This is a genomic window from Streptomyces sp. NBC_01537 (genome assembly GCF_045040445.1).
Classification (GTDB): domain Bacteria; phylum Actinomycetota; class Actinomycetes; order Streptomycetales; family Streptomycetaceae; genus Actinacidiphila.
In genome coordinates this window covers 1,623,083-1,648,787 of sequence record NZ_CP109392.1, presented here as the reverse complement: position 1 = coordinate 1,648,787, position 25,705 = coordinate 1,623,083, and the positions used below count along the sequence as shown (strand labels likewise).

The 25,705-nt window shown below is 70.7% G+C and carries 24 protein-coding genes; 13 read left to right on the top strand and 11 right to left on the bottom strand.

Going from position 1 to position 25,705, the window contains the following annotated elements:
- The 3 genes from OG607_RS07720 (at position 1) to OG607_RS07710 (ending at position 2,546) form a co-directional block, all read left to right on the top strand.
- The gene (locus tag OG607_RS07720; RefSeq protein ID WP_405720348.1) at positions 1-453 is read left to right on the top strand and encodes a MaoC family dehydratase; all 453 of its coding nucleotides are present in this window, start codon (positions 1-3) and stop codon (positions 451-453) included.
- A 30-nt stretch (positions 454-483) separates the two neighbouring features.
- Positions 484-1,710 (top strand): acetyl-CoA C-acetyltransferase, encoded by a 1,227-nt coding sequence (locus OG607_RS07715; protein ID WP_405720346.1) that lies wholly within the window; start codon positions 484-486, stop codon positions 1,708-1,710.
- Between the two features lie 77 nt (positions 1,711-1,787).
- Positions 1,788-2,546 carry a FadR/GntR family transcriptional regulator gene (locus tag OG607_RS07710; protein ID WP_405720344.1) on the top strand — a complete coding sequence of 253 codons (759 nt, stop codon included), beginning with the start codon at positions 1,788-1,790 and terminating at the stop codon, positions 2,544-2,546.
- 9 nt (positions 2,547-2,555) lie between these two features.
- Here the strand turns inward: OG607_RS07710 and OG607_RS07705 are convergent, their stop codons facing one another.
- Complete coding sequence (locus OG607_RS07705) at positions 2,556-3,011, bottom strand: hypothetical protein (protein WP_405720342.1); 456 nt, start codon at positions 3,009-3,011, stop codon at positions 2,556-2,558.
- A 17-nt stretch (positions 3,012-3,028) separates the two neighbouring features.
- Complete coding sequence (locus OG607_RS07700) at positions 3,029-4,066, bottom strand: LLM class F420-dependent oxidoreductase (RefSeq protein ID WP_405720340.1); 1,038 nt, start codon at positions 4,064-4,066, stop codon at positions 3,029-3,031.
- A gap of 83 nt (positions 4,067-4,149) precedes the next feature.
- Here OG607_RS07700 and OG607_RS07695 point away from each other — a divergent pair, with 83 nt between their 5' ends.
- A complete protein-coding gene (locus OG607_RS07695; RefSeq protein WP_405720338.1) occupies positions 4,150-5,301 on the top strand; it encodes an acyl-CoA dehydrogenase family protein in 1,152 nt (383 codons plus the stop codon).
- Between the two features lie 566 nt (positions 5,302-5,867).
- Entirely contained in the window at positions 5,868-9,446 is a 3,579-nt protein-coding gene (locus OG607_RS07690) for a LamG-like jellyroll fold domain-containing protein (RefSeq protein ID WP_405720336.1), read from the top strand.
- Positions 9,447-9,556: 110 nt separating this feature from the next.
- Here the strand turns inward: OG607_RS07690 and OG607_RS07685 are convergent, their stop codons facing one another.
- From OG607_RS07685 to OG607_RS07675, 3 genes are read right to left on the bottom strand one after another with little or no spacing between them, the layout of a single operon-like run.
- Positions 9,557-10,672 carry an acyl-CoA dehydrogenase family protein gene (locus tag OG607_RS07685; protein WP_405720334.1) on the bottom strand — a complete coding sequence of 372 codons (1,116 nt, stop codon included), beginning with the start codon at positions 10,670-10,672 and terminating at the stop codon, positions 9,557-9,559.
- A gap of 8 nt (positions 10,673-10,680) precedes the next feature.
- On the bottom strand, positions 10,681-11,643 hold the full coding sequence (locus OG607_RS07680) for an electron transfer flavoprotein subunit alpha/FixB family protein (RefSeq protein ID WP_405720332.1): 963 nt from the start codon (positions 11,641-11,643) through the stop codon (positions 10,681-10,683).
- A gap of 42 nt (positions 11,644-11,685) precedes the next feature.
- Positions 11,686-12,495 (bottom strand): electron transfer flavoprotein subunit beta/FixA family protein, encoded by an 810-nt coding sequence (locus OG607_RS07675; protein WP_405720330.1) that lies wholly within the window; start codon positions 12,493-12,495, stop codon positions 11,686-11,688.
- A gap of 119 nt (positions 12,496-12,614) precedes the next feature.
- Here OG607_RS07675 and OG607_RS07670 point away from each other — a divergent pair, with 119 nt between their 5' ends.
- The 3 genes from OG607_RS07670 to OG607_RS07660 are packed head-to-tail and all read left to right on the top strand — an operon-like array spanning position 12,615 to position 14,882.
- On the top strand, positions 12,615-13,916 hold the full coding sequence (locus OG607_RS07670) for a phenylacetate--CoA ligase family protein (protein WP_405720328.1): 1,302 nt from the start codon (positions 12,615-12,617) through the stop codon (positions 13,914-13,916).
- Positions 13,916-14,623: a hypothetical protein gene (locus OG607_RS07665; protein ID WP_405720326.1), complete on the top strand. Its 708-nt coding sequence runs from the start codon at positions 13,916-13,918 to the stop codon at positions 14,621-14,623. Before OG607_RS07670 ends, OG607_RS07665 begins: the two co-directional genes overlap by 1 nt.
- A gap of 55 nt (positions 14,624-14,678) precedes the next feature.
- Complete coding sequence (locus tag OG607_RS07660; protein ID WP_405720324.1) at positions 14,679-14,882, top strand: hypothetical protein; 204 nt, start codon at positions 14,679-14,681, stop codon at positions 14,880-14,882.
- Between the two features lie 58 nt (positions 14,883-14,940).
- Here OG607_RS07660 and OG607_RS07655 read toward each other — a convergent pair whose 3' ends face one another.
- Positions 14,941-16,029, bottom strand: a complete 1,089-nt coding sequence (locus OG607_RS07655; RefSeq protein ID WP_405720322.1) for an amidohydrolase family protein — start codon at positions 16,027-16,029, stop codon at positions 14,941-14,943.
- A 137-nt stretch (positions 16,030-16,166) separates the two neighbouring features.
- Between OG607_RS07655 and OG607_RS07650 the strand changes: the two genes are divergently transcribed.
- The 4 genes from OG607_RS07650 to OG607_RS07635 are packed head-to-tail and all read left to right on the top strand — an operon-like array spanning position 16,167 to position 20,178.
- Positions 16,167-16,613: a Zn-ribbon domain-containing OB-fold protein gene (locus tag OG607_RS07650; RefSeq protein WP_405720320.1), complete on the top strand. Its 447-nt coding sequence runs from the start codon at positions 16,167-16,169 to the stop codon at positions 16,611-16,613.
- A complete protein-coding gene (locus tag OG607_RS07645; protein WP_405720318.1) occupies positions 16,610-17,758 on the top strand; it encodes a thiolase family protein in 1,149 nt (382 codons plus the stop codon). The genes OG607_RS07650 and OG607_RS07645 overlap by 4 nt, the downstream gene beginning before the upstream one ends.
- A 21-nt stretch (positions 17,759-17,779) precedes the next feature.
- Complete coding sequence (locus tag OG607_RS07640; RefSeq protein ID WP_405720316.1) at positions 17,780-19,048, top strand: acyl-CoA dehydrogenase family protein; 1,269 nt, start codon at positions 17,780-17,782, stop codon at positions 19,046-19,048.
- A complete protein-coding gene (locus OG607_RS07635; RefSeq protein WP_405720314.1) occupies positions 19,045-20,178 on the top strand; it encodes an acyl-CoA dehydrogenase family protein in 1,134 nt (377 codons plus the stop codon). Before OG607_RS07640 ends, OG607_RS07635 begins: the two co-directional genes overlap by 4 nt.
- Here the strand turns inward: OG607_RS07635 and OG607_RS07630 are convergent.
- From OG607_RS07630 to OG607_RS07620, 3 genes are all read right to left on the bottom strand, one after another.
- Entirely contained in the window at positions 20,145-20,861 is a 717-nt protein-coding gene (locus tag OG607_RS07630; protein WP_405720312.1) for a DUF6215 domain-containing protein, read from the bottom strand. The two genes, OG607_RS07635 and OG607_RS07630, sit on opposite strands and share 34 nt — an antisense overlap.
- Before the next feature lie 166 nt (positions 20,862-21,027).
- The gene (locus OG607_RS07625) at positions 21,028-21,804 is read right to left on the bottom strand and encodes an SDR family NAD(P)-dependent oxidoreductase (RefSeq protein WP_405720310.1); all 777 of its coding nucleotides are present in this window, start codon (positions 21,802-21,804) and stop codon (positions 21,028-21,030) included.
- Positions 21,801-22,583, bottom strand: coding sequence for an enoyl-CoA hydratase/isomerase family protein (locus OG607_RS07620; protein ID WP_405720308.1), 783 nt, complete (start codon positions 22,581-22,583; stop codon positions 21,801-21,803). Before OG607_RS07620 ends, OG607_RS07625 begins: the two co-directional genes overlap by 4 nt.
- 99 nt (positions 22,584-22,682) lie before the next feature.
- Here OG607_RS07620 and OG607_RS07615 point away from each other — a divergent pair, with 99 nt between their 5' ends.
- The gene (locus OG607_RS07615; protein ID WP_405720306.1) at positions 22,683-23,525 is read left to right on the top strand and encodes an enoyl-CoA hydratase-related protein; all 843 of its coding nucleotides are present in this window, start codon (positions 22,683-22,685) and stop codon (positions 23,523-23,525) included.
- A 47-nt stretch (positions 23,526-23,572) separates the two neighbouring features.
- Here the strand turns inward: OG607_RS07615 and OG607_RS07610 are convergent, their stop codons facing one another.
- Both OG607_RS07610 and OG607_RS07605 read right to left on the bottom strand, forming a co-directional pair.
- On the bottom strand, positions 23,573-24,379 hold the full coding sequence (locus tag OG607_RS07610; protein WP_405720304.1) for an NPP1 family protein: 807 nt from the start codon (positions 24,377-24,379) through the stop codon (positions 23,573-23,575).
- Between the two features lie 155 nt (positions 24,380-24,534).
- The gene (locus OG607_RS07605; protein ID WP_405720302.1) at positions 24,535-25,692 is read right to left on the bottom strand and encodes an acyl-CoA dehydrogenase family protein; all 1,158 of its coding nucleotides are present in this window, start codon (positions 25,690-25,692) and stop codon (positions 24,535-24,537) included.
- Positions 25,693-25,705: the final 13 nt, after the last annotated feature.

Below are 25,705 nucleotides of genomic sequence, written 5' to 3'. Positions count from 1 at the left end.
ATGAAGGTGTTCACCGACCTGGACGAGATCCGTGCCGCCAAGGGCAGCGTCCTCGGCACCAGCGACTGGCTGACGATCGACCAGACCCGCATCGACCGGTTCGCCGACGCCACCGGCGACCACCAGTGGATCCACGTCGACCCCGACCGCGCGGCCGCCGGGCCCTTCGGGGCCACCATCGCCCACGGCTTCCTGACGCTCGCCCTGCTTCCGTACTTCGCCGTACAGAACTACCGGATCGAGGGTGCCCGGCTGTCCGTCAACTACGGCCTGAACAAGGTCCGTTTCATCACCCCGGTCCGTGTCGGCTCCCGCCTGCGCGGGATCACTGAGCTGACCGGAGTCGAGGACCTGGACACCGGCGCCCAGCTGTCGTTCCGTACGACGATCGAGATCGAGGGCGTCGAGAAGCCCGCCTGCGTCGCCGAGACGCTCAGCCGCCAGTACTTCTGACCTTCTGAACTTCTGAAAGGACAAGGTCGCATGACCCCCCAACTCCGCGACGCGGTCATCTGTGAACCGCTGCGCACCCCCGTCGGCGGATACGGCGGCGTCTTCCGCGACGTGACGGCCGCCGCTCTCGCGGCCACGGTCGTACGGGCCGTCCTTGCCCGCACCGGCGTGCCCGCCGAGGCCGTCGACGACGTCATCCTCGGCCAGTGCTACCCCAACGGCGAGGCCCCCGCGATCGGGCGCGTGGCCGCTCTGGACGCCGGGCTGCCGGTCGAGGTCCCGGGCCTGCAGGTCGACCGCCGCTGCGGGTCCGGGCTCCAGGCGGTGATCAACGCCGCGATGCAGGTCCAGACGGGGGCCAGCGACCTGGTCCTGGCCGGCGGCGTCGAGTCGATGAGCCAGGCCGAGTTCTACACGACCGGTGCCCGCTGGGGCGTGCGCGGCGCCGGCACGATGCTGCACGACCGGCTGGCCCGGGGCCGAGTCACCTCGGGGGGAGCAAACTATCCGGTCGCCGGGGGCATGCTGGAGACGGCGGAGAACCTGCGCCGCGAGTACGCGATCCCGCGCGAGGAGCAGGACCGGCTGGCCCTGCGCTCGCACGAGAAGGCGGTGGCCGCCCAGCGCGCGGGCCGATTCGACGACGAGATCGTGCCGGTGACGGTGACGACCCGCAAGGGCGAGTCGGTCATCGACACCGACGAGCACCCCCGGCCCGACTCCACCCTGGAGAAGCTGTCCTCCCTGCGTGCCGTCCTCGGCCGCCAGGACCCCGACGCCACGGTCACGGCGGGCAATGCCAGCGGCCAGAACGACGGCGCGTCGCTCTGCGTCGTCACCCACCCGGCCCGCGCGGCCGAGCTGGGCCTGCGGCCGCTGGCCCGCCTTGTCTCCTGGGCCGTGGTGGGGGTACCGCCGCGCACGATGGGCATCGGCCCGGTGCCGGCCACCGCCCGCGCGCTGGACCGGGCCGGGCTGAAGCTCTCCGACATCGACCTGGTCGAGCTGAACGAGGCCTTCGCCGCCCAGGTGCTCGCCTGCACCCGCGAATGGGGCTTCACCGAGGCCGACTTCGAGCGCTTCAACGTCAACGGCTCCGGCATCTCGCTGGGCCACCCGGTCGGTGCCACCGGCGGGCGCATTCTCGCCACGCTGCTGCGGGAGATGGCACGGCGTGAGGTCCGCTACGGCCTGGAGACCATGTGCCTGGGCGGCGGCCAGGGCCTGGCGGCGGTCTTCGAGCGCGCTACCGTGTAATCCATATACTTGGCATGAACAGTTAGCTATTCTGAGGATTGCCGCTCATGCGGCGGCGCCGACGAGAGGCGGACGATGTGACCAGCGAGGTGGGCACCCGCGTACGGGTGCCCAAAATGGCCGAGCTGGTGGCGGCACAGCTGCGGCGCAAGATCATCCGAGGTGAGCTGTCCGAAGGCGACGCCCTCCCCGCCGAGGCCGCCCTGATGGCCGAGTTCGCAGTCTCCCGGCCCACGCTGCGCGAGGCCTTCCGCGTCCTGGAGGCCGAGTCCCTCATCAGCATCCGCCGCGGCGCCCGGGGCGGAGCCCGCGTCCAGCCCCCCGAGGGCAACGTCGCCGCCAAGTACGCCGGCCTCGTCCTCGAATACCGCGGCGCCACCCTCCAGGACGTCTACGACGCCCGCACCGTCATGGAGGCCCCCTGCGCCGCCCTCCTCGCCGACCGCCGCACCGACGAGGACCTCGAACGCCTGCGGGACGCCGTCGCCGAGGCCGAGCTCCTCATGGACGACCCCTCCGCCTTCATCCGCGCCCACATGGAGTTCCACGCCCTCGTCGTCGAACTCGCCGGCAACCAGACCCTCACCGTCCTCAACGGCATGGTCCGCCACATCATCGACCTCGCCAACTGGTCCCACGTCGACCTCGACGCCGGCACCCCCGAGAACGTACGCGCCAACCGCCGCGGCTTCCGCGCCCACGTCAAGCTCGTCGAACTCGTCGCCGCCCGCCAGGGCGAGGCCGCGGAGCGGCTGTGGCGCCTGCACCTGGAGGAGGCGGAGGACTATCTGCTCCGCAACAAGTCGATGACCACGGTGCTCGACCTGCTGGGGTGAGCCCTGCCCCTACCAGGACGACCGCGGGTCCCGGCGGTCCCGCGGAGTCTGCTCGGGCAGGGCGGTGCGCGCGTCGGTACGCCACAGGACCGCGGGGGTCGGCGGGTAGTCCTCCTCCGGCGGAGCGGGAGCGTGGAAGCGTTGAGTGTGAGGCAGCGCTACCTCCACCAGCCTGCCGTCGTGGATCATCCACAGGCCGAAGCAGTCGTCCTCCTCGTCGTGGATCAGCACCTGCACGCTTTCGGGCCGGGGCCACGGCAGCGACCCCAGGTGCTTCAGCAGACCGGAGCGCTGACCTATCCGGTCGAACTCCGTGGCCCAGCCCGCACCGAAGGACCCGGGCCACTGGCTCTGTACCGGCACGAATCGGCCCCGCCAGGTGCGGTCCTGGTCATCCCGGGTCAGGGGCTCCATGACATCGTGCGCGTCGAGCGCCAGCACTATGACCTCTGCGTTTCTGCTCATGCGGCGAGTATCGCCGGTCAGCCGCCCACCGGCCGCGCGTCCCGCAGCTCCCGCACGATCGGCTCCCACACCGCCCCGTCGATGTCGTACGCGGTGTAGAAGGACACCCGGTCCACGACCCCGTCGAAGCGGCTCCGGATCTCGGCCGCGACGCGCTCAGGCTCGGCGACCACCGCAAAGGTGTTGAGCACCTCGTCGTCGATCAGGGTGCCCATCGCGTGCCACCTGTCGTCCCGGGAGGACTTGGAGAGGGCGTTGAGCTCGTCGCCCAGGTCGCCCCAGCCGTGCAGTTCGAGGACGCCCCGGTAGGCGGGGGTGCTGCCGTAGAAGGCGATCTGACGGCGGGTGCCGTCGATGGCGCGGGCCATCTCCTCCTCGGTGCGGCCGGTGGCGGTGAGGAGGAGGTGGCTGATGGAGAAGTCCGAGCGGGTGCGGCCGGAGGCGGTGAGGCCGCGTTCCAGGGTGGGGAGGGTGACTTCGCGCAGGTAGCGCTCGGTGGTGAAGCCGTGGGCGAGCATGCCGTCGGCGACCTCGCCGGCGACGCGGGTCATGGCTTCGCCGACGGCGGCGAGGAAGACCTTGGGCGGGCCCTGGGGGACTGGCGGGGGCGAGAAGAAGGGGGACATGAGGGTGTGGGTGTAGAAGTCGCCGCGGAAGTCGAGCCTGGCGCCGTCGTTCCAGGCGGCCCAGGTCGCGTGCATGGCGCTGATGAACTCCCGCATGCGCGGAGCGGGATGGCTCCAGGGCATGGAGAACCGGCGCTCGATGTGCGGCTTGATCTGGCTGCCGAGGCCGAGGGTGAAGCGGCCGCCGGAGTAGGTCTGGAGATCGTGGGCGGTGTAGGCGAGCTGCATGGGGGAGCGGGCGAAGGCGACGGCTATGGCGGTGCCGACCTCCAGGCGTTCGGTGTGCTCGGCGGCGAGGAGGAGCGGGAGAAAGGGGTCATGGCTCGATTCGGAGGCCCACAGGCCGTCGTAGCCGGCCTTCTCGTGCCTCCGGGCCTCCTCGATGAGCTCGGTGGTGCTCCACTTGCTGATCTTGCCGTCGACCTTCATACGGATCCTCCACGCTTCTGTTGTCGTCCAACGTAGAATAATAAGGTATATAATTGCAATGACAGTCTAAGGGAGGAGCCGACGTGGACTTCGGTCTGACCGACGAGCAGGAGATGCTGCGCACGACCGCACGTGAGTTCGTCGCGGACGTCTGCCCGCCCGAGAAGGCGAAGGAGTGGGACGAGCAGTCCGCCGTCCCGCACGAGCTGTTCAAGGGGATGGCGGATCTGGGGTGGTTCTCCCTGCCGTTCGCCGAGGAGGAGGGCGGCGACGGCGGCGGGCCGCTGGAACTGATCCTGATCGCCGAGGAGCTGGGCCGGGCCAGTTTCGACGTGGCCATGTGCTACATCGGCGTACTCATCCCCGGCATCACGGTCTTCCGCTGGGGCAGCGAGGCCCAGCGCGCCTTCATCCGCGACGCCGTCATGACGGGCCGTCACCGCCTCGCCGTCGGCCTCAGCGAACCCGACAGCGGCTCCGACGCGGCCGCCCTGCGCACCTCCGCCGAGGACCGCGGCGACCACTTCGTCGTACGCGGCCAGAAGGCCTGGTGCACCGGCGCCGGCCTGCCGGACACGACCATCGCCACCTACGTGCGCACCGGGCCCCGCGAGCCCAAGCACGGCGGCATCAGCCTGCTGCTCGTCGACCCGTTGAGCGAGGGCGTCGAGGTGCGCCGCACGCCGACGCTGGCCCGGCACATCCTGGGCACCAACGAGGTGTTCCTCAACGATGTGGTGGTGCCCCGGGAGAACCTGGTCGGCCCCCAGGACGAGGGCTGGAAGGTGATGCTCTCGAACATCGAGCTGGAGAAGGTGATCATCAGCGGCGGTTACCTCGGCGCCGCCCAGGCCACCCTCGACGAGATGCTGGAATACGCCCGCACCCGGCACGCCTTCGGCCGCCCCATCGGCAACTTCCAGGCCCTCGCCCACGCCATGGCCGACCTCCAGACCGAGATCGACTCCGCGCGGCTCCTCGCGCACCGCGCGGCGTGGCTGCTCGCAAAGGGGCTGCCCTGCACCCGCGAGGGATCGATGGCCAAACTGAAGGGCTCGGAGACGTACGTCGCCGCCGCGCGGCTCGGCATGCAGGTCTGCGCGGGACACGGCTTCTCCACGGAGAGCGTGATGAGCTTCCGGTACCGGGAGTCGATCGTGGCCACGATTTCGGGGGGCACCAGCCAGATCCAGCGGAACGGCATCGCCCGGAGCATGGGGCTGCGGACGTATTGAGCGGGCGCGCGGCCCTCTTCGGCGTCGGTCCGGCGCTGGACGGGCCCGCGTCCGGGGAGGAGCCCATCGCGCTGCTGGAGCACTACGCGCGCGCCGCGTGGACCGGGGCGGTGCTGCTGGTCGAGACGGTCCGTAACTACGCCTGCGCCTGTTCTCCGCTTCTCCGCCGTCGCTCAGCTCGTCACCACCGGCCGCTGCCACTGGCTCCGCCTGTCCGACCGATGGCCCTGGACCGAGATCATCACTCGGGTGATCGACCAGCTCCAGAGCCTGCCGAACCCTGGTTGACCAGCCACTTCAACCGCCCGGACAACCCGCACCACCCCAGCCCCAGCCCCAAAGAGACCGCACCACACAAACAGAGAGCCCCCGTCAGCGAACCGACGGGGACTCATAAATGATCGAGGCCAGTGGATCAGTACGCTTGCGCGGTGAAAACGATCTCAGGAAGCTCGGCGGATCCGGCCGCCCGTCCGGCCCCCGCCACCCCTAGCCGGGGTCGGCCACGGTGGCGATCCACTCTTCTCTCCTTTGGCCTCGCCCTCGGCTTGGCGGGAAGTCTCGGCGTGGCGCCCCAGGCCGTGGCAGCCGGCGTCGCCAACTCCACGAAAGCCCAGTCCATCGGCAACACGCCGCAGCAGATCCTCTTCCAGGCCGGGACGGGCGGCTACGGCTGCTACCGCATACCCGCGCTGGTCCGTACGGGGGACGGCTCGCTCCTCGCCTTCGCCGAGGGCCGCAAGACGCAGTCCTGCGGCGACCGTGGCGACAACGACATCGTCATGCGGCGGTCCACCAACGACGGCCGCACCTGGGGGCCGATCAAGGTCGTCGCCAGCGGCGACACCGCGCCCGGGGCCTACGGAACCGGCGCGGTGGTCCCGGCCGGCACCGAGGCCGGATCGCCGGTCACCCGGAGCAATCCCGCGCCGGTGGTCGACGCGGTCAACCACCGCATCTACCTGCTCTCCACCTCCAACCCGGTCAACTACAGCTTTCCCCGGATCCCCTGGGTGCAGGAAAGCAGGGACGACGGGCTCACCTGGAGCGCTCCCACCGCGCTGAACGTCAGTCTCGCCCCCTCTCCCGTCGCGTCGGACTGGTTCGCGACCGGCCCCGGCCACGGTGTGCAGCTCACCCAAGGGGCGCATAAGAACCGACTCGTCGTGGGTGTCCACCAGCAGTCCGGGGGCGGCGTCTACGCCGGCTACCTCTACCTCGACCCGGGTGCCGGGACTCCGCAGTGGAAAGCCGCGCCGGCCGCGAACTCGTACGTGGCCGATGCGAAAAAGCCCTCCGAGGTGAGCGTGACCGAGGTGGCAGGCGGTGAGGTCTTTCTGGCGGCCCGCAATGAAGGCATCGCCGGTAAGCACAGGCTCAGCTACACCACCGCCGAAAAGCCCTCGGACAACGGGGTCCCGCCGGTCGGAGTCTTTGGCGACCCGTCCATGCCGTCGCCGGGCGACATCCAGGGCTCCGTCCTGACGGTGCAGCAGGCGGACGCCTCCCAAAACCTGAAGGAGGAAGTCCTGCTGTCCGCCCCGGCCGACCTGAACGCGAGCAACCAGCCCGCGAAGACCACGATGACCATCTGGTCGCGCTGCGAAGGCGTCTGGAACCCCGCCGGGAAGGTGGTCAGCTCCGCCGACCGGGCGGGCTACTCCGACCTGGCCCTGCTCGCGGACAACGAGATCGGTCTGCTCTACGAGGCCGGGGCGAGCTACTCCGCCAACGAGATCCGCTTCACCCGCTTCTCCCAGGTGCAACTCGCCACCGGTTGCAACGCGTCACCGCCCGCGAGTACGTCGACACAGGCGGTTCCCACCCTCGACGCCACCACTCCGGACGCCTCCCCGCAGGCGAACGACGGCTACCTCAGCTCCACCGCGGCGACTCTGAGCAACACCGACCAGCTCCGTGGGCCGAGCGACGCCGCCGTCAACAACAACAACCTCGCCCTCACCGCGGGTGGCTACGCCGAGGTTCCGTACGCCCGGTCACTGCGCACGGGGACAGGTGACTTCACCTACTCGATGTGGTTCAAGTACCAGGCGCAGACGAACCCCGCCACCGAGCCCGACCACATCCTGTTCTGGTCCAACGCCACCGGAACCACAGAACCGCAGGTCTGGCTCAGAACCCAGCCGAAGAACAACCAGTTGTACGCCTGGGCACAGAGCAGTGACACCGACCTGGCCCGCGCAACACTCACGGACACGTCGTGCGCCTGCGCCTTCGGCGACAACAAATGGCACTTCGTCACGGTCACCCGGGCCGGAAGCCAGCTCAACGTCCAGGTCGACAGCGGTCCCGTCGGGGTGCCGACCGGTGCCATCACCGGTGATGTCTCCAGCGCCCCCACCGGCGGCCCCCTCGGTATCCGGATCGGCGCCAGGCCCGTCGACGCCTCCAGCCCCTTCGTCGGGAAGATCGACGAGTTCCGCCTGTACCGCGGCGCGCTGACCTCCGCCCAGCGGGCCTCGCTGGCCACCCCCGACACCAGCCGCGACAAGGTGAGCGGGTCCACCGACCCGGCGGCGGACACCGCCGCCAACGCCAACCTCGTGGTGCGCCTGCCCTTCCAGGCCCTGGACCAGACCACCGCGGTGAGCACCACGAACATCGCGGGTACCGACGACGAGTCCGGCAACTGCACCGACGGCACCATCCTGGGCACCCGAGCCACCACGAGTGGCAGGTTCACTGATGCGCTGCCGGTGAGTTCCGCACTTCCCGCCGTCACCTCGGAGCTCACGCCGGCGCTGGACGTCGCCGATCGCGATTTCACCTACGCGATGTGGTTCAAGTTCTCCGGCTCCGCCTCGGGCACCAGCCAGCGCGCCCTTCTGTGGGCTTACGGGCCCAACGGGGCGAGACCGGCACAACTCTGGGTCCAGGCGATATACAAGTCCACGGGGAAGACGACGCTGCTGGCCGCGGTCGAGTCGGACACGGGCTCCCTTGTGCAAGTGGAGACCGATGCCAACGGACAGGACTTCGGTGACGGACAGTGGCACGTGTTCATGCTGCAACGTCACGGCAGTGCCGTTCAGCTCGACGTCTGGGGCGGCGAGAAGGATGCGCCCGTCCTCCAGGAGTCGGCGACCGCCTCCGCCGCCCTGAGCGGTACCCTCACCGGCACCAAGGCAAGCGGTATCACCGGCGTCAGGGTGGGGTCCAAGCCCGACGGAACCAAGATCCTCGACGGTGACCTCGACGAGTTCCGCCTCTACGACCACGCCCTCAGCGCCACGGAACGCAGCGCGGTCGCCACGGGCGGAGCGATTTCCCCGACATCTGGTCTGTCGGTGCGCTGGAGCTTCGACGGCAAGTACATGTACTCGATCCCGGCAAACCGGGCCGCCCCCGAGACCACTCCGGCGACCCCCGATCACTCCGGCTGGTGCAACAACGCCTATGTGCTGAACGGCGGGAGCATCGACACCGCCGGCAAGCTCGACACCGGGCTGCGTCTGGACGGTACAGCCGGAGCCGCCGCCCTGGTGCCGTACAGCCCCAGCCTCGCGCTGGCACCCGAGGCAGTAGCCCCCTCGACGCAACCGCCCCGGCAGGGCGAGACCTCCGACTTCACCCTCTCGCTGTGGTTCAAGTACGCCGCGACGGCCACCGCCACGACCGCCACGCCGGATCAAGTCCTCCTGTGGGCCTACGGCGCCGGCAGCGTGGAGCGCCAGGTCTGGATCCGCGCCAGCCCGGCGAACGACGGCATCTACGCCGACATCGAAACCGGTGCCTCCGGAGCCCGCGTCCTGGCCCCGGATGTCAATATGAGCCGGGCCGCCTTCGGGGACAACGCGTGGCACCACGTGACCCTGGTCCGCTCCGGCGACTCCGTGACACTCGCGGTGGACAACGTGGCCTCCCAGACCGCTACCGCCAACCTCGGCGACGGCGCCCTGACCGCCACCGACACCTTCGCGATTGACGGTTTCCGCCTGGGCGGCAAGCCCGACGGCACCCAGACCCTGAACGGTTCTCTCGACGAGGTCCGTATCTACCGGCAGGCTCTCAGCGCCACGGACCTGGGCACCCTCCAGACGACACCTGGCAGCCCGCCGACCGCGACCCCTGTGCTCTGGCTCCCCTTCGACACGATCACCGCCCGGAGCTACTCCCGGATGTGACCCCCGCACCACCCGCCACAGGGCGCCCGGCCGGAACCCCGGCCGGGCGCCCTCGCTATGTTTCCCGGCCGCATCGTCACGGACATCGTGAGCGCAGCCCGTCGCGGCGCTCAGACCCCGATCCGCCGGGCCAGCAGCTCCCGGTGGTAGGCGGGGTCGCCCAGCAGCAGCTGGGAGGTCTTCGCGCGCTTGAGGTAGAGATGGGCGGGGTGCTCCCAGGTGAAGCCGATGCCGCCGTGGACCTGGATGTTCTGGGAGGCGGCGGTCAGGCACGCGTCGGAGCAGAAGGCCTTGGCGAGGCTGGCGACCGATGGGAGGTCCGGGGCTTCGGCGTCGGCTGAGAGCAGGGCGAAGTACGCGGCCGCGCGGGCGGACTCGACCTCCATCAGGACGTCGGCCAGCAGGTGCTTGACCGCCTGGAAGGAACCGATGGCCCGGCCGAACTGCTGGCGCACCTTGGCGTACTCCACCGCCATGTCGAGCGCGCGTGCGGCGACGCCGACCTGCTCGGCCGCGAGCGCGGCGGCGGCCCGGTCCAGTACCTCCGACACGAGGTCCCAGCCGTCGCCGGGCGTACGCAACAGAGCGGCGGGCACGTCCCGGTACTCCAGCCGGGCCTGGCGGCGGGTCGGGTCGAGGGTGGGCAGGGGGGTGCGGGTGAGGCCGGGGGCGTCGCCGTCGGCGAGGAAGACGGCGATGCCTTCGGGCGTACGGGCAACGGTGAGGACGAGGTCGGCGGTGGCGCCGTCCAGGACGAAGGTCTTGTGGCCGGACAGGAGCCAGCGGTCGCCGTGGCGGCGCGCGGTGAGGGCGACGCCCTCGGGGTCCCAGCGGGCGGAGTCCTCGGTGAGGGCGAGGGTGCCGACGAGTTCACCGGCGGCGAGGCCGGGGAGAAGGCGCTTGCGGGCGTCCTCGTCGGCCGAGCGGACGAGGGCGGTGGTGGCCAGGACGGCGGAGGCGAAGTAGGGGGCGCAGAGCAGGGCGCGGCCCATCTCCTCCAGCACCAGGCCGGTTTCGATGGGCCCGCAGCCGGCCCCGCCGTACTCCTCGGGGATGGCCAGCCCTTGCAGGCCCAGTTCCGAGCCCATCCGCCGCCACAGCGCGGGGTCGTAGCCGGCCTCGGTCTCCATCAGCCGCCGCGTCTCGGACTCGGGGGAGGTGTCTTCGAGGAACGCCCGTACCGTGCGGCGCAGTTCCTCCTGCTCGGGGTCGAGTGCGAAGTCCATGTCCCGGCTCAGCCCTTCCGCCGGGCGATCTCGTCGGCGAGCTGCGGCAGGACCTTGAACAGGTCGCCGACCACGCCGTGGTCGACCAGGTCGAAGATCGGGGCCTCCTCGTCCTTGTTGACGGCGACGATGGTGCGGGAGGTCTGCATGCCCGCGCGGTGCTGGATGGCGCCGGAGATGCCGGCGGCGAGATAGAGCTGCGGCGAGACCTGGGTGCCGGTCTGGCCGACCTGGTGGGAGTGCGGGTACCAGCCGGAGTCCACGGCGGCGCGGGAGGCGCCGACGGCGGCGCCGAGGGCGTCGGCGACGCGCTCGATGAGGGCGAAGTTCTCGGCGCCGTTCACACCCCGGCCGCCGGAGACGACGATGTCGGCCTCGGTGAGACCCGGCCGGTCGGACTTCTCCCGGGGGGTGCGCGAGAGCACCGTGACCCCGGTCGCCGCCGCCGAGAACTCCACCGTGACGTGCTCCACCTCGGGGGCGGCCGGTGCGGGCTCGGGCGTGGTGGCGTTGGGCTTGACGGTGATGATCGCGGCGCCCTCGGTGACATGGGCCTTCACCAGGTAGGTCGCGGCGAAGGCCGACTGCTCGGTGACGGGGCCGCTCTCGCCCGGGTGTACGTCGACCGCGTCGGTGATCAGCCCGGAGTCCAGGCGGACTGCGAGGCGGGCGGCGATCTCCTTGCCGTCGCGGGAGGAGGGGACCAGGATCGCCGCCGGTTCGGCGGTACGCGCTATTCGCGTCATCGCGTCGACCGCCGGGACGACGAGGTAGGCGTCGACCTCGGGGGCGTCCACGACGTAGACCTTGCGGGCGCCGAACTCGCCCAGGACCGTGGTCGCGGCGTCGGCGCCCCGGCCCAGGAAGACGGCAGAGGGCTCGCCGAGGCGGCGGGCGAGGGTCAGCAGTTCGAGGGTCGGCTTGCGCACGGCACCGTCGACGTGGTCGACGAGGACGAGGATCTCGGCCATGACTGTCTCTCTCCTTGGGGTCATGGGGCCTTGGGGTCTTGGTCAGATGAACTTGCGCGAGGCCAGGAACGCGGCCAGGACCACGCCGCCGTCGCCCTCGTCCGGCAGGACCTCGCCCTTGACGCGCGGGGGCCGCTTGGCGGCGCTGTCGACGGCCGACCGGGCGGCGGCGAGGCCGACCCGCGCGGGGTCGATGCCGAGGTCGGTCAGGCCGAGGGTGTCCAGGGGCTTCTTCTTGGCCGACATGATCCCCTTGAAGGAGGGGTAACGGGCCTCGCCGGTGCGGTCGGTGACCGACACCACCGCTGGTACGGATGCGCTGATCCGCTCGGTCGCGGACTCGGCCTCACGGCGACCGGTGACGGTCCCCGACCCGGCCTCGACCTGCAGTTCGTCCAGGTAGGTGATCCCCGGGACGTCCAGGCGCTCCGCGAGCATCGCCGGGACCACGCCCATCGTGGAGTCGGTGGCGGCCATGCCGGTGAGGACCAGGTCGAAGCCCAGCCGCTCGACGGCCCTGGCCAGGATCAGGGAGGTGCCCAGGGCGTCGGTGCCCGCGATACCCTCGTCGCTGACGTGGACAGCCCGGTCGCCGCCCATCGCCAGGGCCTTGCGCAGGGCGCTTTTGGCTTCGTCGGGGCCGACGGTCAGATAGGTGATCTCGGCGTCGACCCCGGATTCGACGATCCGCAGAGCCTGCTCGACCGCGTACTCGTCCAGCTCGGACAGCAGCGAGTCGACCGACTCGCGGTCGGTGGTGCCGTCCGGTTCGAACCCGCGGTCGGCGGTGGCGTCGGGGACGTGCTTGACGCAGACGACGATCTTCACGGCGGCCTCCGTAGCTTCGCTCATAATCAGTGGAAGAAGTTAACTGTATAGCGGATTCATCTTTTTTGGGAGAATCCGTTGACTCATTGCTCTGTATGCATCGAGTATCTGGGGAAACAGGCAGCCGGCGGTGAGGAGGGGCCATGTCCGCGGATCGGTACTTCGAGCCGGAGGTGGAGACCATGCCTCCGGAGCGCATCCGGGAGTGCCAGGAGAAGCGCGTCCTGGAGCTGGTCCCGTACGCGTACGAGAACTCGCCCTTCTACCGCGAGCTGTGGGACGCCCATGGCGTCCACCCCCGCCACATCCGCTCGCTGGAGGACTTCCGGGCCCGCGTCCCCTTCATCGACAAGGCCATGATCCGCGACTACCGGGCACGGTCCAAGGACCCGTACGGCGGCATGCTCTGTGTACCGCCCGAGCGGCTGACCTCGGTGTCCTCCAGCTCGGGGACCACCGGCGACCCGGAGTTCTTCGCGGAGATCTGGGGCGACTCCCCGCCGCTGGTCACCGCGCAGATCCGGGACCTGTGGGAGCTGGGGCTGCGACCGGGGGACCGGGTGCTGAGCACGGTCGGCAACTTCCGCAACCTCATGGACTACGGCTTCCAGGCCTTGGGCGCCGTCGTGGTCAATGTGGACTGCTGGCTCGGCAGGATGCCCGAGGTCATCGAGGCGCTGCGCCGCTACCGCCCGGCGTACATGCAGCTGATGTACCCGCAGGTGGTCGAGCTGGAGCACCTGGCCGCCACCCACGATCTGAGGGAGGCGCTGTCCTCCCTCAAGGGTGCCTCCTGCGCGGGCCAGCCGCTGAGCCGCCGGATGCGCGACACGGCCCGCGACGAATGGGGCCTGGAGATCCACGAGTACACCAGCGCGGCCGACACCGGCACCGCCTGGGAGTGCCGCGAGCGCGACGGCTTCCACCTGTGGGAGGACACGGTGTTCGCCGAGTGCCTCGACCCCGAGGCACTGAGCGAGGTCCCCGTGGGCGAGGTCGGCGAGCTGGTCGCCACCGACCTGGACAACCTCGCCGCCCCGCTGATCCGGTACCGCAGCGAGGACCTGGTGCGGCTCAGCCGCGAGCGCTGCGGCTGCGGACGCACCCACGCCCGGATGTGGGTCGCGGGCCGGCGCGGCGACGAGACGGTGGTACGCGGGCGGCCCGTCGTCCTGCGCGAGATCTGGCAGGCGGTCGAGGAGCAGCCCGAGAGCCGGGGCGGCATTTTCCAGATCGTCCGCGCGGCCCGCGAGGTGGACGAGCTGCGGGTCCGTGTCGGCTACGACCCCGAGGTCACCGCCGACACCGCCGACCTGGCCGGGCGCCTCAACAAGGCCGTCCTGCAACGGACCGGCGTCGAACCGGTGCTGGAGCTGCGCACCGAGGAAGAGCTGCTGCGGACCGTCCGCAGTGTCGCCAAGTTCCCCCGGGTGGTGAAGGACTGATGACCCGAAGCGACACCCTGGCCCGTGCCCGTGGGCTCGACCGGCCGCAGACCGCGTACCTCGTACGCTTCCCGGCCGCCGACGGCACCGTCGTCGAGACCGACCTGACCTGGGCCGAACTGGCCCGCGACACGGCGTGGGTCACCGAGCGGCTGCGCGGCCACGGACTCACCGCCGGACACCAGGCCCTGGTGACCGCCTCCGGCTTCGAGGGCCCCTGGATCCGGCCCGTGATCGACGCCCTCCGCTCGCTCGCCGTGCCCTACGCGATCGCCGAGGCCATGGGCTGGGACCACGGCCGCACGGCCGTCTTCCACCGCGAGCTTCGGCCGCACGCGATCATCGGGCTGTCGGCGGAGACCCTCGAAGGGCTCAGCGGCACGGCCGACCTGCGGGAGATGTTCCAGGACACCCCTGTCCTGCTGGCCAGGCCTGCCGCTGTACGCCTGCTGCGCGGCGTGGGCGTCACGGCCTCGGCGATCTGCTTCCTCGGGCCCGCCCTCGCCGTCGAATGCCCCGAGCGGCAGGGTGCGCACGTCAACGCCGCCGAGTGGCGGGTCGGCGCGCGCGACGGCGAGCTGTTCGTGGCGGCGGGGGAGGGACGTGCCGCAGGCGGTCTGGGAGAGACCCCGCTCGGGATCCGGGGGACCGTCCTCACCGGGCCGTGCGCGTGCGGGAGCACGGACCCGAGGGTGCGGTTCTCCTGACGGGTCCGGGGGTGGCCGCTTATGCTGCGGCGAGCCCAATGATCAAGGAGCCGCCATGGCCGCCAAGGTGAACGTCTCGCTCGATGCCGACCTGGCCATCGAGGTGATGCTGCTGTCCGGGGCGACGAACCCGCAGGACGCGGTGGAGTTGATCGTCCGTGACTTCCTGGCGCGTGGCCGGCGCACCGACGCCCGCACCGGCGAAGCCGCCGACGCACACCGCACCGCTCAGCCGACCCGCACGGTCGAGGAGGGCTGACGCGGCAAGGGGCGGGGTCGCGGCGCCGACTGGCGCCGCGACCCCGCCCCTTGTCGTTTCAGACCGCCGGCGCGGCCTCCTCCTGCGGGGGCTCGCCGGGCACGGTGAACAGCTCGTTGAAGGTGCCCCGGGTGACGCGCTCGCGTACGGCGTCGGGGACGTCGGCGAACAGGCCGCGCAGCGTCTCCTGGGTGTGGCCGTAGGTGCCCTCCAGGTGGGGGTAGTCGTCGCCCCACATGACGTTGCGGTAGCCGGTGGCCTCGACGACCTCCACGGCGCTGCGGTCGTGCTGGAAGGAGGCGTACACCTGCTGCTTGATGATCTCGCTGGGCAGCCGGCTCAGCTTGGGGCGGACGAACATGCCGTGCTGCCGGTAGCCCTCGTCCATGCGGTCGCCGATGGCGGGCACCCAGCCGGCGCCGCCCTCGGCGATCAGGATCTTCAGGTCGGGGTGGCGGTCCAGGGCGCCGCCCGCGACCAGGTGGGACACGACCCGCATGCCGGGGTAGGTCGTCTCCATGTAGTTGACGACGGCCCCGCCCGGTCCCCGGTAGACGACGGTGTCGCCGCCGGTGCCGATGTGGAAGCCGAGCACCATGCCGGCCCGCTCGGCGGCGGTCCACAGCGGTTCCCAGCGGTCGAGGGCGTACTCCTCGCCGGGACGGGTGACGGTCGGCAGGAAGACGGCCTGGAAGCCGAGTTCGGCCGCGCGCTCCAGCTCGGCGACGGCGTCCTCGACGTTGGCCATCGAGACGCAGGCCGGGGTGATGACGCGGTCGTTCTTCTGCAGGATCTCGTCGTACGCCCAGTTGTTCCAGGCGCGGACCACCTCGCGGGCCAGCTCGCGGTCGGTGATCATCACATGCCAGAAGCCCATGGAGGGGAAGGCCAGCTGTCCCCACACGCCCTCCTGGTCGAGGTCCTGCAGGCGGGGGCCGAGGTCGCGGGCGCCGGGCGGGCGCATGGCGTCCATGAAGTCGTTGAGCTGGCGGTCCATGCGCTCGCCGTCGATGTAGAGCAGCTCGTACTTCTCGCCGCGCTCGCTGCGCGGGGCGCGCTCGGCCAGCCGTTTGGGCAGCCTGGCCAGCCAGAGGTCGTCGGGCTCCAGTACGTGGGAGTCCCCCGAGTTGGCCCAGATCTTCGTCATGTTCCGCATCCTCCTGTAGCCCGAGCGCGGCTCGGATGGAATCCGTTAAACAGTTTACATGTCTACCTGTATATAGGTAGTGTGTCGAGTGAGATGTTCAGGGTCACGTTCGGTTCGAAGGGAAGGGCTCGTCACCGATGACAGAACCCAGGCCAGTGGCGGAGGGCCTCTTCACCTGGCCCGCCGCCGAACCCAGGCTCATCGCGTCGGAGTGCGCCGGATGCGGGCTGATCAGCTTCCCGGCCGCCGCCCACTGCCTGCGCTGCGGCGACTCGGAGTCCGCGCAGCGGCTGCTGGCCGACCGGGGCGTCCTGTGGACCTTCACCACGCAGAACTTCCGGCCGCCGTCCCCGCCGTACGACGGCGACGACACCGCCGAGACCTTCCGCCCGTTCACCGTGGGCTACGTGGAGCTGCCCGGCGAGGTCATCGTCGAGGCCCGGCTGACCGAGCCCGACCCGGAGCGGCTCGCGATCGGCCAGGAGATGCGGCTCACGGTCGTGCCGTACTCCGTCGACCCCGACGGCACCGAGGTCGTGACCTTCGCGTTCGCACCCGCGACCGCCCTCGTACAGGAGGCGTGATGGAAGCCGTCATCATCGGCGTCGGGCTGCATCCCTTCGGCCGCTTCGGCAGCAAGTCCGCCATGGACATGGGCGCCGACGCCGTACGCCTGGCCCTCGCCGACGCGGGCGTGGGCTGGCCGCAGATCCAGGCCGGGTACGTCGGCAGCCTGGAGGTTGCCACCCCGGACGCGGTCATCGGCAAGCTCGGCCTGACCGGAATCCCGCTGCGCGGGGTGTTCAACGGCTGCGCGACGGCGGGCACGGCGGTCGCCATGGCCGCCCGCGCCATCGAGACCGGCGAGCACGACCTGACCATCGCCATCGGCATGGACAAGCACCCCCGGGGCGCCTTCGCCGCCGACCCGTCGGTCGCCGGGATCCCCGCCTGGTACGGGCAGACCGGGCTCTTCCTGACCACGCACTTCTTCGGCATGAAGATCAACCGCTACATGCACGAGCACGGCATCTCCCACGAGACGCTGGCCAAGGTCGCCGCCAAGAACTTCGGCAACGCCGCCGCCAACGACAAGGCCTGGCGCCGCACCCCGCTCTCGCCCGAGGAGATCCTCGCCTCGCCCGTACTCAACTACCCGCTGCGGCAGTACATGTACTGCGGACCCAACGAAGGCGCGGCGGCCCTGGTCCTCTGCCGCGCCGACCAGGCGCACCGCTACACCGCCCGCCCGGTACGGGTCCGGGCGACCGCCCTGCGCAGCCGCCGCTTCGGCGCGTTCGAGGTGCAGAGCCCGTCCGTGCCCGTCGGCGAGCCGGTGCCCAGCCCCACGGTCGACGCCTCACTCGCCGCGTACGAGGCGGCCGGCATCGGCCCGGAGGACGTGGACATCGCCCAGCTCCAGGACACCGACGCCGGGTCCGAGATCATCCACATGGCCGAGAACGGGCTCTGCAAGGACGGCGAGCAGGAACGCCTCATCGCCGAGGGCGCCACCGAGATCGGGGGCCGCCTCCCCGTCAACACCGACGGCGGCCTGCTCGGCAACGGCGAGCCCATCGGGGCCTCCGGCCTGCGCCAGATCCACGAGATCGTCCAGCAGCTGCGCGGCACCGCCGGGTCCCGTCAGGTGCCCGGCACCCCGCGCGTCGGCTACACCCACCTCTACGGCGCGCCCGGCGTCTCCGCCGTGACGATCCTTTCCACCTGACCTGAGTGAGGAGCCTGCTCCATGGAGCAAGACGACATGCAGGCCTTCGCGGCGGAGGTGCGCGCCTTTCTCGATGCCCACGCCGCCAAGGCCCCCGACCCCGCCGCCCTCACCTGGGGCGAAGGCGACGACAGCATGGCCTACTTCAGCGCCGAGCCCCCCGAGGCCGAGCGGCTCCGCGTGGACGAGGCCAGACAGTGGCAGCGCACCCGCTACGAGAACGGCTTCGGCTGGATCACCGGCCCCGCCCAGTACGGCGGCCGTGAGCTGACACCGGTCCACGACATGCTGTACGACGCCATCGAGTCCGCGTACGAAGTCCCCGACACCGGCACCATCGGCGTCGTCGGACTCGGCATGATCGGCCCGACGATCCTCGCCCACGCCCAGCCGCACCTCAAGGACCGCTGGCTGCCCGCGATGTACAGCGGCGACGCCATCGCCTGCCAGCTCTTCAGCGAACCCGGAGCGGGCTCCGACCTGGCGGGCCTGGAGACCCGGGCCGTACGGGACGGCGACGGCTGGATCCTCAACGGCCAGAAGGTGTGGACGTCCGTCGCCCAGCACAGCCAGATCGGTGTCGCCCTCACCCGCACCGACCCCGACGCGCCCAAGCACCGCGGCATCACGGCCTTCCTGGTGCCCATGGACACGCCCGGCGTCGAGGTGCGCCCGCTACGCCAGATGACCGGCGGCGCGGACTTCAACGAGGTCTTCCTCACCGACGTCCGGATCCCCGACGACCACCGCCTCGGCGAGGTCCACGGCGGCTGGACCGTCGCCCTCACCACCCTCATGAACGAGCGCGCCACCGTCGGCAACGAGGGCGCGGGCCCCGCCTCCGCCGCCCTTTCCCCCGACCGCCTCGCCGCCCTCATGCGCGCCACCTGGACCTGGGACGACCGCGCCCTCCGGGGCCGCCTCGCCGAACTCCTCGCGGACGCCATGGCCACCGACCACCTCAACGCCCGCGCCATGCGCAAGCTGCGCGCCGGCGTCGCCCCCGGCCCCGAGATGTCCGTCTCCAAGCTGATGTACGGTCAGAACCTCACCAAGGCCGCCCACTTCATCTCCGACGTGCTCGGCCCGCGCCTCATCGCCGACACCGGCCAGTGGGGCACGTACGCCTGGTCGGAGCTGCTGCTCGCCACCCCCGCCCTGCGCATCCTGGGCGGCACCGAAGAGATCATGAAGAACATCCTCGCGGAGCGCGTCCTCGGCCTTCCCAAGGACCCGGCCATCGACAGCCGGTCGCCCTTCCGTGAACTGCGCAACGGAGGTACGCGGTGAGCACCGCCATCAGCACCGCCATCAGCACCGACGACGAACTGGAAGAACTCCGCGCGGCAGTACGGGACTTCCTCGCCGCCAAGTCCTCCGAGGAAGCCGTCCGCAAGCTCATGGACAGCACCCCGCCCTTCGACTCCGAGGTCTGGGCCCAGCTCGCCGACCAGCTGCGGCTGCCCGCCCTCACCATCCCCGCCGAGTACGGCGGCGACGGCTACGGTCCCGTCGAACTCGGCGTCGTCCTCGAAGAGATGGGCCGCGTCCTGCTCTGCGCCCCCTTCTTCTCCACCGTCGTCCTCGCCGTCCAGGCCCTGCTCGCCTCCGGCGACCGCGCCGCCTGCGCCCGACACCTCCCGGCCATCGCCTCCGGCCGTACGACCGCGACCCTGGCCGTCGCCGAGGACACCGGACTCTGGGACGCCGCCACCGTCTCCACCCGGGCCGTCGCCGACGGCGGGCGCTGGGCGCTCACCGGCCGTAAGAGCTTCGTCCTCGACGGCGCCACCGCCGACCTGATCCTCGTCATCGCCCGCACCACCGCCGGCCCGTCCCTCTTCGCCGTCGACCGAACGGCCCCCGGCCTCACCGCCGACCCCATGCCCGCCCTCGACGCCACCCGGGCCCTCGCCCGCCTCGCACTCGACCGCGTACCTGCTGTCCTCATCGGCTCCGAGGGCGCCGCCGGCCGGCTCCTCGCCCGTGTCCTCGACTCCGCCACCGTCGCCCTGGCCGCCGAACAGGCCGGCGGGGCCCGCCGGTGCCTTGAGGCCAGTGCCGACTACGCCCGCACCCGCCACCAGTTCGGCCGCCCCATCGGCACCTTTCAGGCCGTCAAGCACAAGTGCGCCGACATGCTCGTCCAGGTCGAGCTCGCCGAAGCCACCGCCCGCGAGGCCGCCCGCCTCGCCGCCGAGGGCTCCGTGGACTTCCCCGTAGCGGCCGCCACGGCCCACGTGGTCTGCTCCCGAGCCTTCATGTTCACCGCCATGGAGAACATCCAGGTCCACGGCGGCATCGGCTTCACCTGGGAGCACCCGGCGCATCTCTACTTCCGCCGCGCCAAGTCCTCGCAGTTGCTCTTCGGGGGTCCGGCCGTCTACTACGAGCGGCTGCTGGACAGACTGGGCATCTGAGACGCTCCCGCGACCCAGCCCTCGACCGTCGGCAGCACCTTCTCGGCGATCCGGAACAGCGCCGCGTCGTCCGGAGTCACGTCGTCCTGGCGCCAGATGGCGATCTCGAAGGACCCACCGCCACCCTTGGGGTTCTTCGCGACGACGAGGTGCCGCGCGATGCCGCCGGTCCCGGCGCTGGACTGGTGGCCGTTGAAGTTGAAGCTGATCGCCATCGTGTGGTCCGAGTACGTCACCGAGGGGTGGCCGAGGACCGGGGTCGACGCGGCCGACGAGCTCACGAAGTCGGCGAAGTCCTTGACCGGCATATCGCCGTTGTCGGTAATCCGTATATTGACGGACCCGAGTTGCACCTCCGCCGACGCGTCGTACTCCTTCGTCCCGTCCGCGTAGGTGATCGGTCCGCCCCCGGATTGCGCTACCGAGACGTGCTCGCTCGGCGTGCCCAGCAGTGTGGGCAGATCGGGGCGGTTGAGCGCTGCGCACAACATCGGATACTCGGGCGAGTCCGTGGATTTGCGCGCCTCGCACGCGGCCGGCTTGTCGCTGCGCGCCGAGGACTTGTCGAAGGCGCTCAGCCCCCACAGGACCGCGATGACGCACCCGACCACCACCAGCGCCGCCGCCACCTGAGCGACCTCGCTGTTGCTGCCCTTGCTGGGTACCACTGAGTCGTCAGCCATGTGCTCGTCCCCGCCCCGCCCCACAGTCAGATGCGCGCCCCAATGCGCTGCGCGATCCTAGACCATGGGGGAACACCTGTGCGTGCGGAATTCAGCCCGTCCGGCGATTGAGGACAAAGCGCAGCCGGTGGGCTGCGCAACCCGGCCAACGTTCCCGCTCGCAGCGCTAGTTCCGCATGTACGACCCGCCCGACACGTTGACGATCTCGCCCGTGACGAACCGCGCCCGGTCCGACGCCAGGAAGGCCACCGCCTCCGCGATGTCGTCCGCGTGCGGCAGCTCGCCCAGCGGGCCCAGCGTGTCGGGGAGTTCGCGCAGCTCGGGGTGGTCGTCGACGAACTTGGTGCCGCGCACCATGCCCATGGACACGCAATTGGAGCGGATGCCGTGCGGGCCGCCTTCGTGGGCGCAGCTGCGCGTCAGGACGTTGAGGCCGCCTTTGGTGACGGCGTACGGGGCCTCGATGCCGGCGCCGCCGATGTCGGGGGCGTAGGTGCCGATGTTGACGATGGCGCCGCCGCCCGCGTCGCGCATGAGGGGCATGATGCGGCGGCACAGGTACCAGGGGCCGGTGAGGTTGACGCGGACGACCCAGTCCCAGGCGGCGGGGTCGTAGTCGAAGATCGGGCCGAGGACGTTGATCGCGGCGTTGTTGACGAGGATCCGGATGGGGCCGAGGGTGGCGGTGACCTCGTCGACGACCTGGTCGATGCGGTCGCGGTCGCCCGCGTCCATGGGGAGGCCGATGACGGTGGCCTTGGGATGGTCGGCGGCGATGGCGCGGGCCACCTTCTCCGTACGGCCGGGGTGGATGTCGGTGACGACGACGGTGGCGCCGCCCGCGGCGAGGCGGCGGGCCACGGCCTGGCCGATGCCCTGGCCGGCGGCGGCGGTGACGAGGGCTACGCGGCCGGCGAACTCGGTTTCCGTCCCGTCGGTCATGCCTTGTTCCCGCTCTTGGTCCTGATCCGGTCGATGATGGCGATGTGCTCGGGGGAGTGCATGCTCTCCCGCTCGGCGAGCAGCGCGGCCTCTCCGACGGTGGGCATGGCCTGCTCCAGGTGGAGGTTCACCGCCCGCTTGGTGTCGCGCAGGGCCTGGGCGGGCAGCGCGGCGAGCCGCCGGGCGAGGTCCAGGGCCTCGTCCAGGAGCTTGTCCTTCGGTACGACCCGGTTGGCGATGCCCAGGCGTACGGCGTCCTCGGCGCTGACCCGTTCGCCCAGGAAGAGCAGCTCCTTGGCCCGTACGAGCCCGACGAGCAGCGGCAGCACGAGCGCGCCGCCGTCGCCGGCCACCAGGCCGACCTGGACGTGCGGGTCCGCGATGTGGGCGCCCTCGGCGATCAGCACGAGGTCGCTCAGCAGGGCGAGGCTGCAGCCGAGGCCGACGGCCGGGCCGTTGACGGCGGCGATGACGGGGACGGGGCAGCGGAGCATGCCGGTGATGATGCGGCGGGCCTCGTTGACGTTCTGGTCGCGGAAGGCGGGCTCGGTCTGGACGCGGGTCATGACGTCGAAGTTGCCGCCGGCGCTGAAGGCCCGGCCCCGTCCGGTGAGGACGACCACCCGGGCGCCGGGGTCGGCGGCGATGGCGTCCCAGACCCCGGCGAGGGCCGTGTGCAGGTCCTCGCTCATGGAGTTGAGCTGGTCGGGACGGTTCAGCTCCACCAGTCGGATCGGGCCGTCGGCCGTCACGACGAGGTCGGCGGGCAGGTCGTACATGTGACAGTCGCCTCCGGCTCCATTGCCCTGTAGTTTAATGGTCTAACTAAATGTACCTCTCTCTATGTATCCGGCGCCAGATGAGGAGTGAGCGAAGCGATGGAAGCGATCGACGAAGACCTGGTGTTGTACGAGACCGACAAGGACGGGGTCGCCACGGTCACCCTGAACCGCCCCGAGCGGAAGAACGCCTGGAGCATCCCCATGGAGCGGCGGTTCTTCGCCGTACTCGACGAGGCCGCCGCCGACCCCGCCGTACGCGTCGTGATCGTGACCGGCGCGGGCCGGGCCTTCTGCCCCGGCATGGACGTCCAGCGCCTCGAGCAGAACTCGCAGCCCGGACAGTCGCTCAACCTGAGCGAGCGCGTCCCGATGTACAGCCGCCGTTCGATGCCCAAGCCCATGATCGCCGCCATCAACGGCGCCTGCGCCGGCATCGGCCTCGTCCAGGCGCTGATCTGCGACGTACGCTTCGCCGCCCGTGGTGCCCGGATGACCACCGCTTTCACCCGGCGCGGCCTGGCCGCCGAGTACAACCTGTCGTACGTCCTGCCCCGCGTCATCGGCCTGGAGAACGCACTCGACCTGCTGCTGTCCGGCCGCACCTTCGACGCCGACGAGGCCAAGGCGCTGGGCCTGGTGAGCCGCGTCGTCGAGCCCGGCGACCTGCTGGACGAGGCCCGCGCCTACGCCCGGGACATCGCCCGCAACTGCTCGCCGCGCGCCATGGCCGTCGTACGCCACCAGGTCTACGGAGACCTGGACCGCGACTTCACCGGGGCGCTGCGGCGCAGCTACTCGGCCATGGAGTTCTTCGCCGGGTCGGCGGACTTCCGGGAGGGTGTCGCGAGCTTCACGGAGAAGCGCGAGCCGCAGTTCGAGGGGCTTCCGGCCGGCTTCGACCCGGAGGACGCCACCAAGGACGAGTTCCTGCCGTACTGAGTACTGAGAGCCGGCGGCGGTTCTGCGGGGGAACCGCCGCCGGTCTGTCAGGCGTAGGCGTCGAACGTGATGGCGGACGGCTTGGCCTCGTTGAGGGTGTCGCCGAACTTGGAGTCCTGGATCATGAAGTTGGCGCTGCCCCAGCTGGAGTTGTTCAGCGTGGTCTGGAGGGCGGTGCCGTTGCTGCCGGGGAAGTGGTCCCAGCTGACCAGGGCCGGGGTGTCCCAGCCGCCGTCGCCCCAGGCCTCGGGGGTCTCGCCGGACTTCGCGAAGCGGAAGGCGTGGGTGAGCGCGCCGTCCTTGTGGTAGACGATCTCGACGTGGGCGCCGTTCATCGGCACCGCGCTGACCGCCTGGGTGTCGAAGTCGCCGTGGGCGGAGGCGGACACGTACGAGGGCTGGCTCGCTCCCTGCTTCACCCAGACCACGACGCTCTCCCAGTCGTGGCGGTGCCCGCCGAGCGAGCTGCCGGCTATGGCCTGGTCCTTCTCGAAGTAGAGCGTGTAGACGATGCCGCACCAGCCGCTGCTGCTGTCGCACTTGGCCCGCGAGTAGGTGTTGGCCTTGCCGAGGTGGTCCGTGCGGCATCCGCCGGTGATCGACCCGGTGGGGCTGAGGCCGCCGTTGAGGGCCCCCGACGCGTCGATGGCGGCGGCGGGGAAGCAGCTGTCGGTGTCGTAGTCGAAGTACGGCTGGAACGCCTTCTGGAAGGTCGTGGTGCTCTCGGCCAGCGGGGTCAGCACGCCTGCGGAGGCGCTGCCCGCCAGGCCGACGGTCAGCGCGGCGGCGCTGACCGCGACGAGCGCCGCCTTGCCGAATCGGGACGTCCATCTGGCCTTGACTGCGTAGGACACGGCTGTTCTCCAGTCGCTCGGTCTGTGGGGGGTTCCACGCGTGGCGTGACCGAGGGTGACAGGTGAACGGTGAACGGCGCCTCCTTTCCCGGGAAATCAATGCCGGGGTGCACCGCCGTGCCGTTCGGAGAGCCGTCGCCTGGATGTCACCAAGATCAACCGCGCGCCACTTCACCGAGCAGCGCCTTGGCGATGATGACCTGCTGGATCTGGCTCGTCCCCTCGTAGATGCGGAACAGCCGCGAGTCCCGGAAGAAGCGCTCGACCGGGACGCCGCGCATGTAGCCCGCACCTCCGTGGACCTGGACCGCGCGGTCCGCGACGCGGGAGACCATCTCGCTGGTGAAGTACTTGGTGCAGGACGGGCCGATCTTGGTGTCCTCGCCGGTGTCGAACTTCCGGGCGGCTTCGAGGACGGTCGCGCGGCCGGCGTAGTAGTCCGTCATCGAGTCGGCGATCAGGCCCTGGACCAGCTGGAAGGCTCCGATCGGCTTCCCGGACTGGACGCGGGTCCGCGCGTATTCGACGGACTCGTCCACCAGGCGCTCGGCCATGCCGACGCACAGGGCGGAGATGTGCACCCGGCCGTGTGCCAGGCAGCCCATCGCGGTGCGGAAGCCCTGGTTGAGCCCGGCCTCGCCGCCGACCATCGCGCTCGCCGGGACGCGTACGTCGTCGAAGTGCACATCGGCCGTCCAGGCGCCGAACTGGCCCATCTTGTGGTCCTTGGGGGCCACGGTCAGGCCGGGGGTGCCGGCGGGGACGAGGAAGGTGGAGATGCCGCGGGTGCGGGGGGCGTCCTTGTCGGTGCGGGCGAAGGTCATGAAGACGTCGGCGAGGGGGGCGTTGGTGATGTAGCGCTTGGCGCCGTTGATGATCCAGTCGTCGCCGTCCCGGTGTGCCCGGGTGGTGAGGGTGGAGGGGTCTGAACCGGCGTCGGGCTCGGTGAGCGCGAAGGAGGCCAGTACGTCGCCGGAGGCGATGCGCGGGAGCCACTCGGCCTTCTGGTCCTCGGTGCCGCCGACCATCAGGACGTGGCCGGCGATGCCGTTGTTGGTGCCGAACATCGAGCGCAACGCGGGTGTGGTGTAGCCCAGTTCGAACATGAGCTGGGCCTCCTCGTACATCGACAGGCCCAGCCCGCCGTACTCCTCGGGGAGCGCGAAGCCGAAGAGCCCCATTTTCTTCGCCGCCTCGCGGATGTCGGCGGGCATCTCGTCCTTCTCGTCGATCTCCGCTTCGAGCGGGACGACCCGCTCGCGCACGAAGCGCCGTACCTCGGACAGCACCGCGGTGAAGTCAGCCGTGTCCACATCTTCTCCTTCG

Bases quoted from the DNA above. Each gene is read 5' to 3' on its own strand.
- OG607_RS07700 (WP_405720340.1), bottom strand. From the start codon at position 4,066: ATGAAGGTCGACGGCAAGATCAGCAAGTGGAGCACCACCGAGCTCATC.
- OG607_RS07665 (WP_405720326.1), top strand. From the start codon at position 13,916: ATGACCCGAAGCGACACCCTGGCCCGTGCCCGTGGGCTCGACCGGCCG.
- OG607_RS07685 (WP_405720334.1), bottom strand. From the start codon at position 10,672: ATGGACTTCGCACTCGACCCCGAGCAGGAGGAACTGCGCCGCACGGTA.
- OG607_RS07680 (WP_405720332.1), bottom strand. From the start codon at position 11,643: ATGGCCGAGATCCTCGTCCTCGTCGACCACGTCGACGGTGCCGTGCGC.
- OG607_RS07705 (WP_405720342.1), bottom strand. From the start codon at position 3,011: ATGAGCAGAAACGCAGAGGTCATAGTGCTGGCGCTCGACGCGCACGAT.
- OG607_RS07715 (WP_405720346.1), top strand. From the start codon at position 484: ATGACCCCCCAACTCCGCGACGCGGTCATCTGTGAACCGCTGCGCACC.
- OG607_RS07615 (WP_405720306.1), top strand. From the start codon at position 22,683: ATGGAAGCGATCGACGAAGACCTGGTGTTGTACGAGACCGACAAGGAC.
- OG607_RS07660 (WP_405720324.1), top strand. From the start codon at position 14,679: ATGGCCGCCAAGGTGAACGTCTCGCTCGATGCCGACCTGGCCATCGAG.
- OG607_RS07640 (WP_405720316.1), top strand. From the start codon at position 17,780: ATGGAGCAAGACGACATGCAGGCCTTCGCGGCGGAGGTGCGCGCCTTT.
- OG607_RS07650 (WP_405720320.1), top strand. From the start codon at position 16,167: ATGACAGAACCCAGGCCAGTGGCGGAGGGCCTCTTCACCTGGCCCGCC.
- OG607_RS07655 (WP_405720322.1), bottom strand. From the start codon at position 16,029: ATGACGAAGATCTGGGCCAACTCGGGGGACTCCCACGTACTGGAGCCC.
- OG607_RS07625 (WP_405720310.1), bottom strand. From the start codon at position 21,804: ATGACCGACGGGACGGAAACCGAGTTCGCCGGCCGCGTAGCCCTCGTC.
- OG607_RS07620 (WP_405720308.1), bottom strand. From the start codon at position 22,583: ATGTACGACCTGCCCGCCGACCTCGTCGTGACGGCCGACGGCCCGATC.
- OG607_RS07670 (WP_405720328.1), top strand. From the start codon at position 12,615: ATGTCCGCGGATCGGTACTTCGAGCCGGAGGTGGAGACCATGCCTCCG.
- OG607_RS07720 (WP_405720348.1), top strand. From the start codon at position 1: ATGAAGGTGTTCACCGACCTGGACGAGATCCGTGCCGCCAAGGGCAGC.
- OG607_RS07675 (WP_405720330.1), bottom strand. From the start codon at position 12,495: ATGAGCGAAGCTACGGAGGCCGCCGTGAAGATCGTCGTCTGCGTCAAG.
- OG607_RS07630 (WP_405720312.1), bottom strand. From the start codon at position 20,861: ATGGCTGACGACTCAGTGGTACCCAGCAAGGGCAGCAACAGCGAGGTC.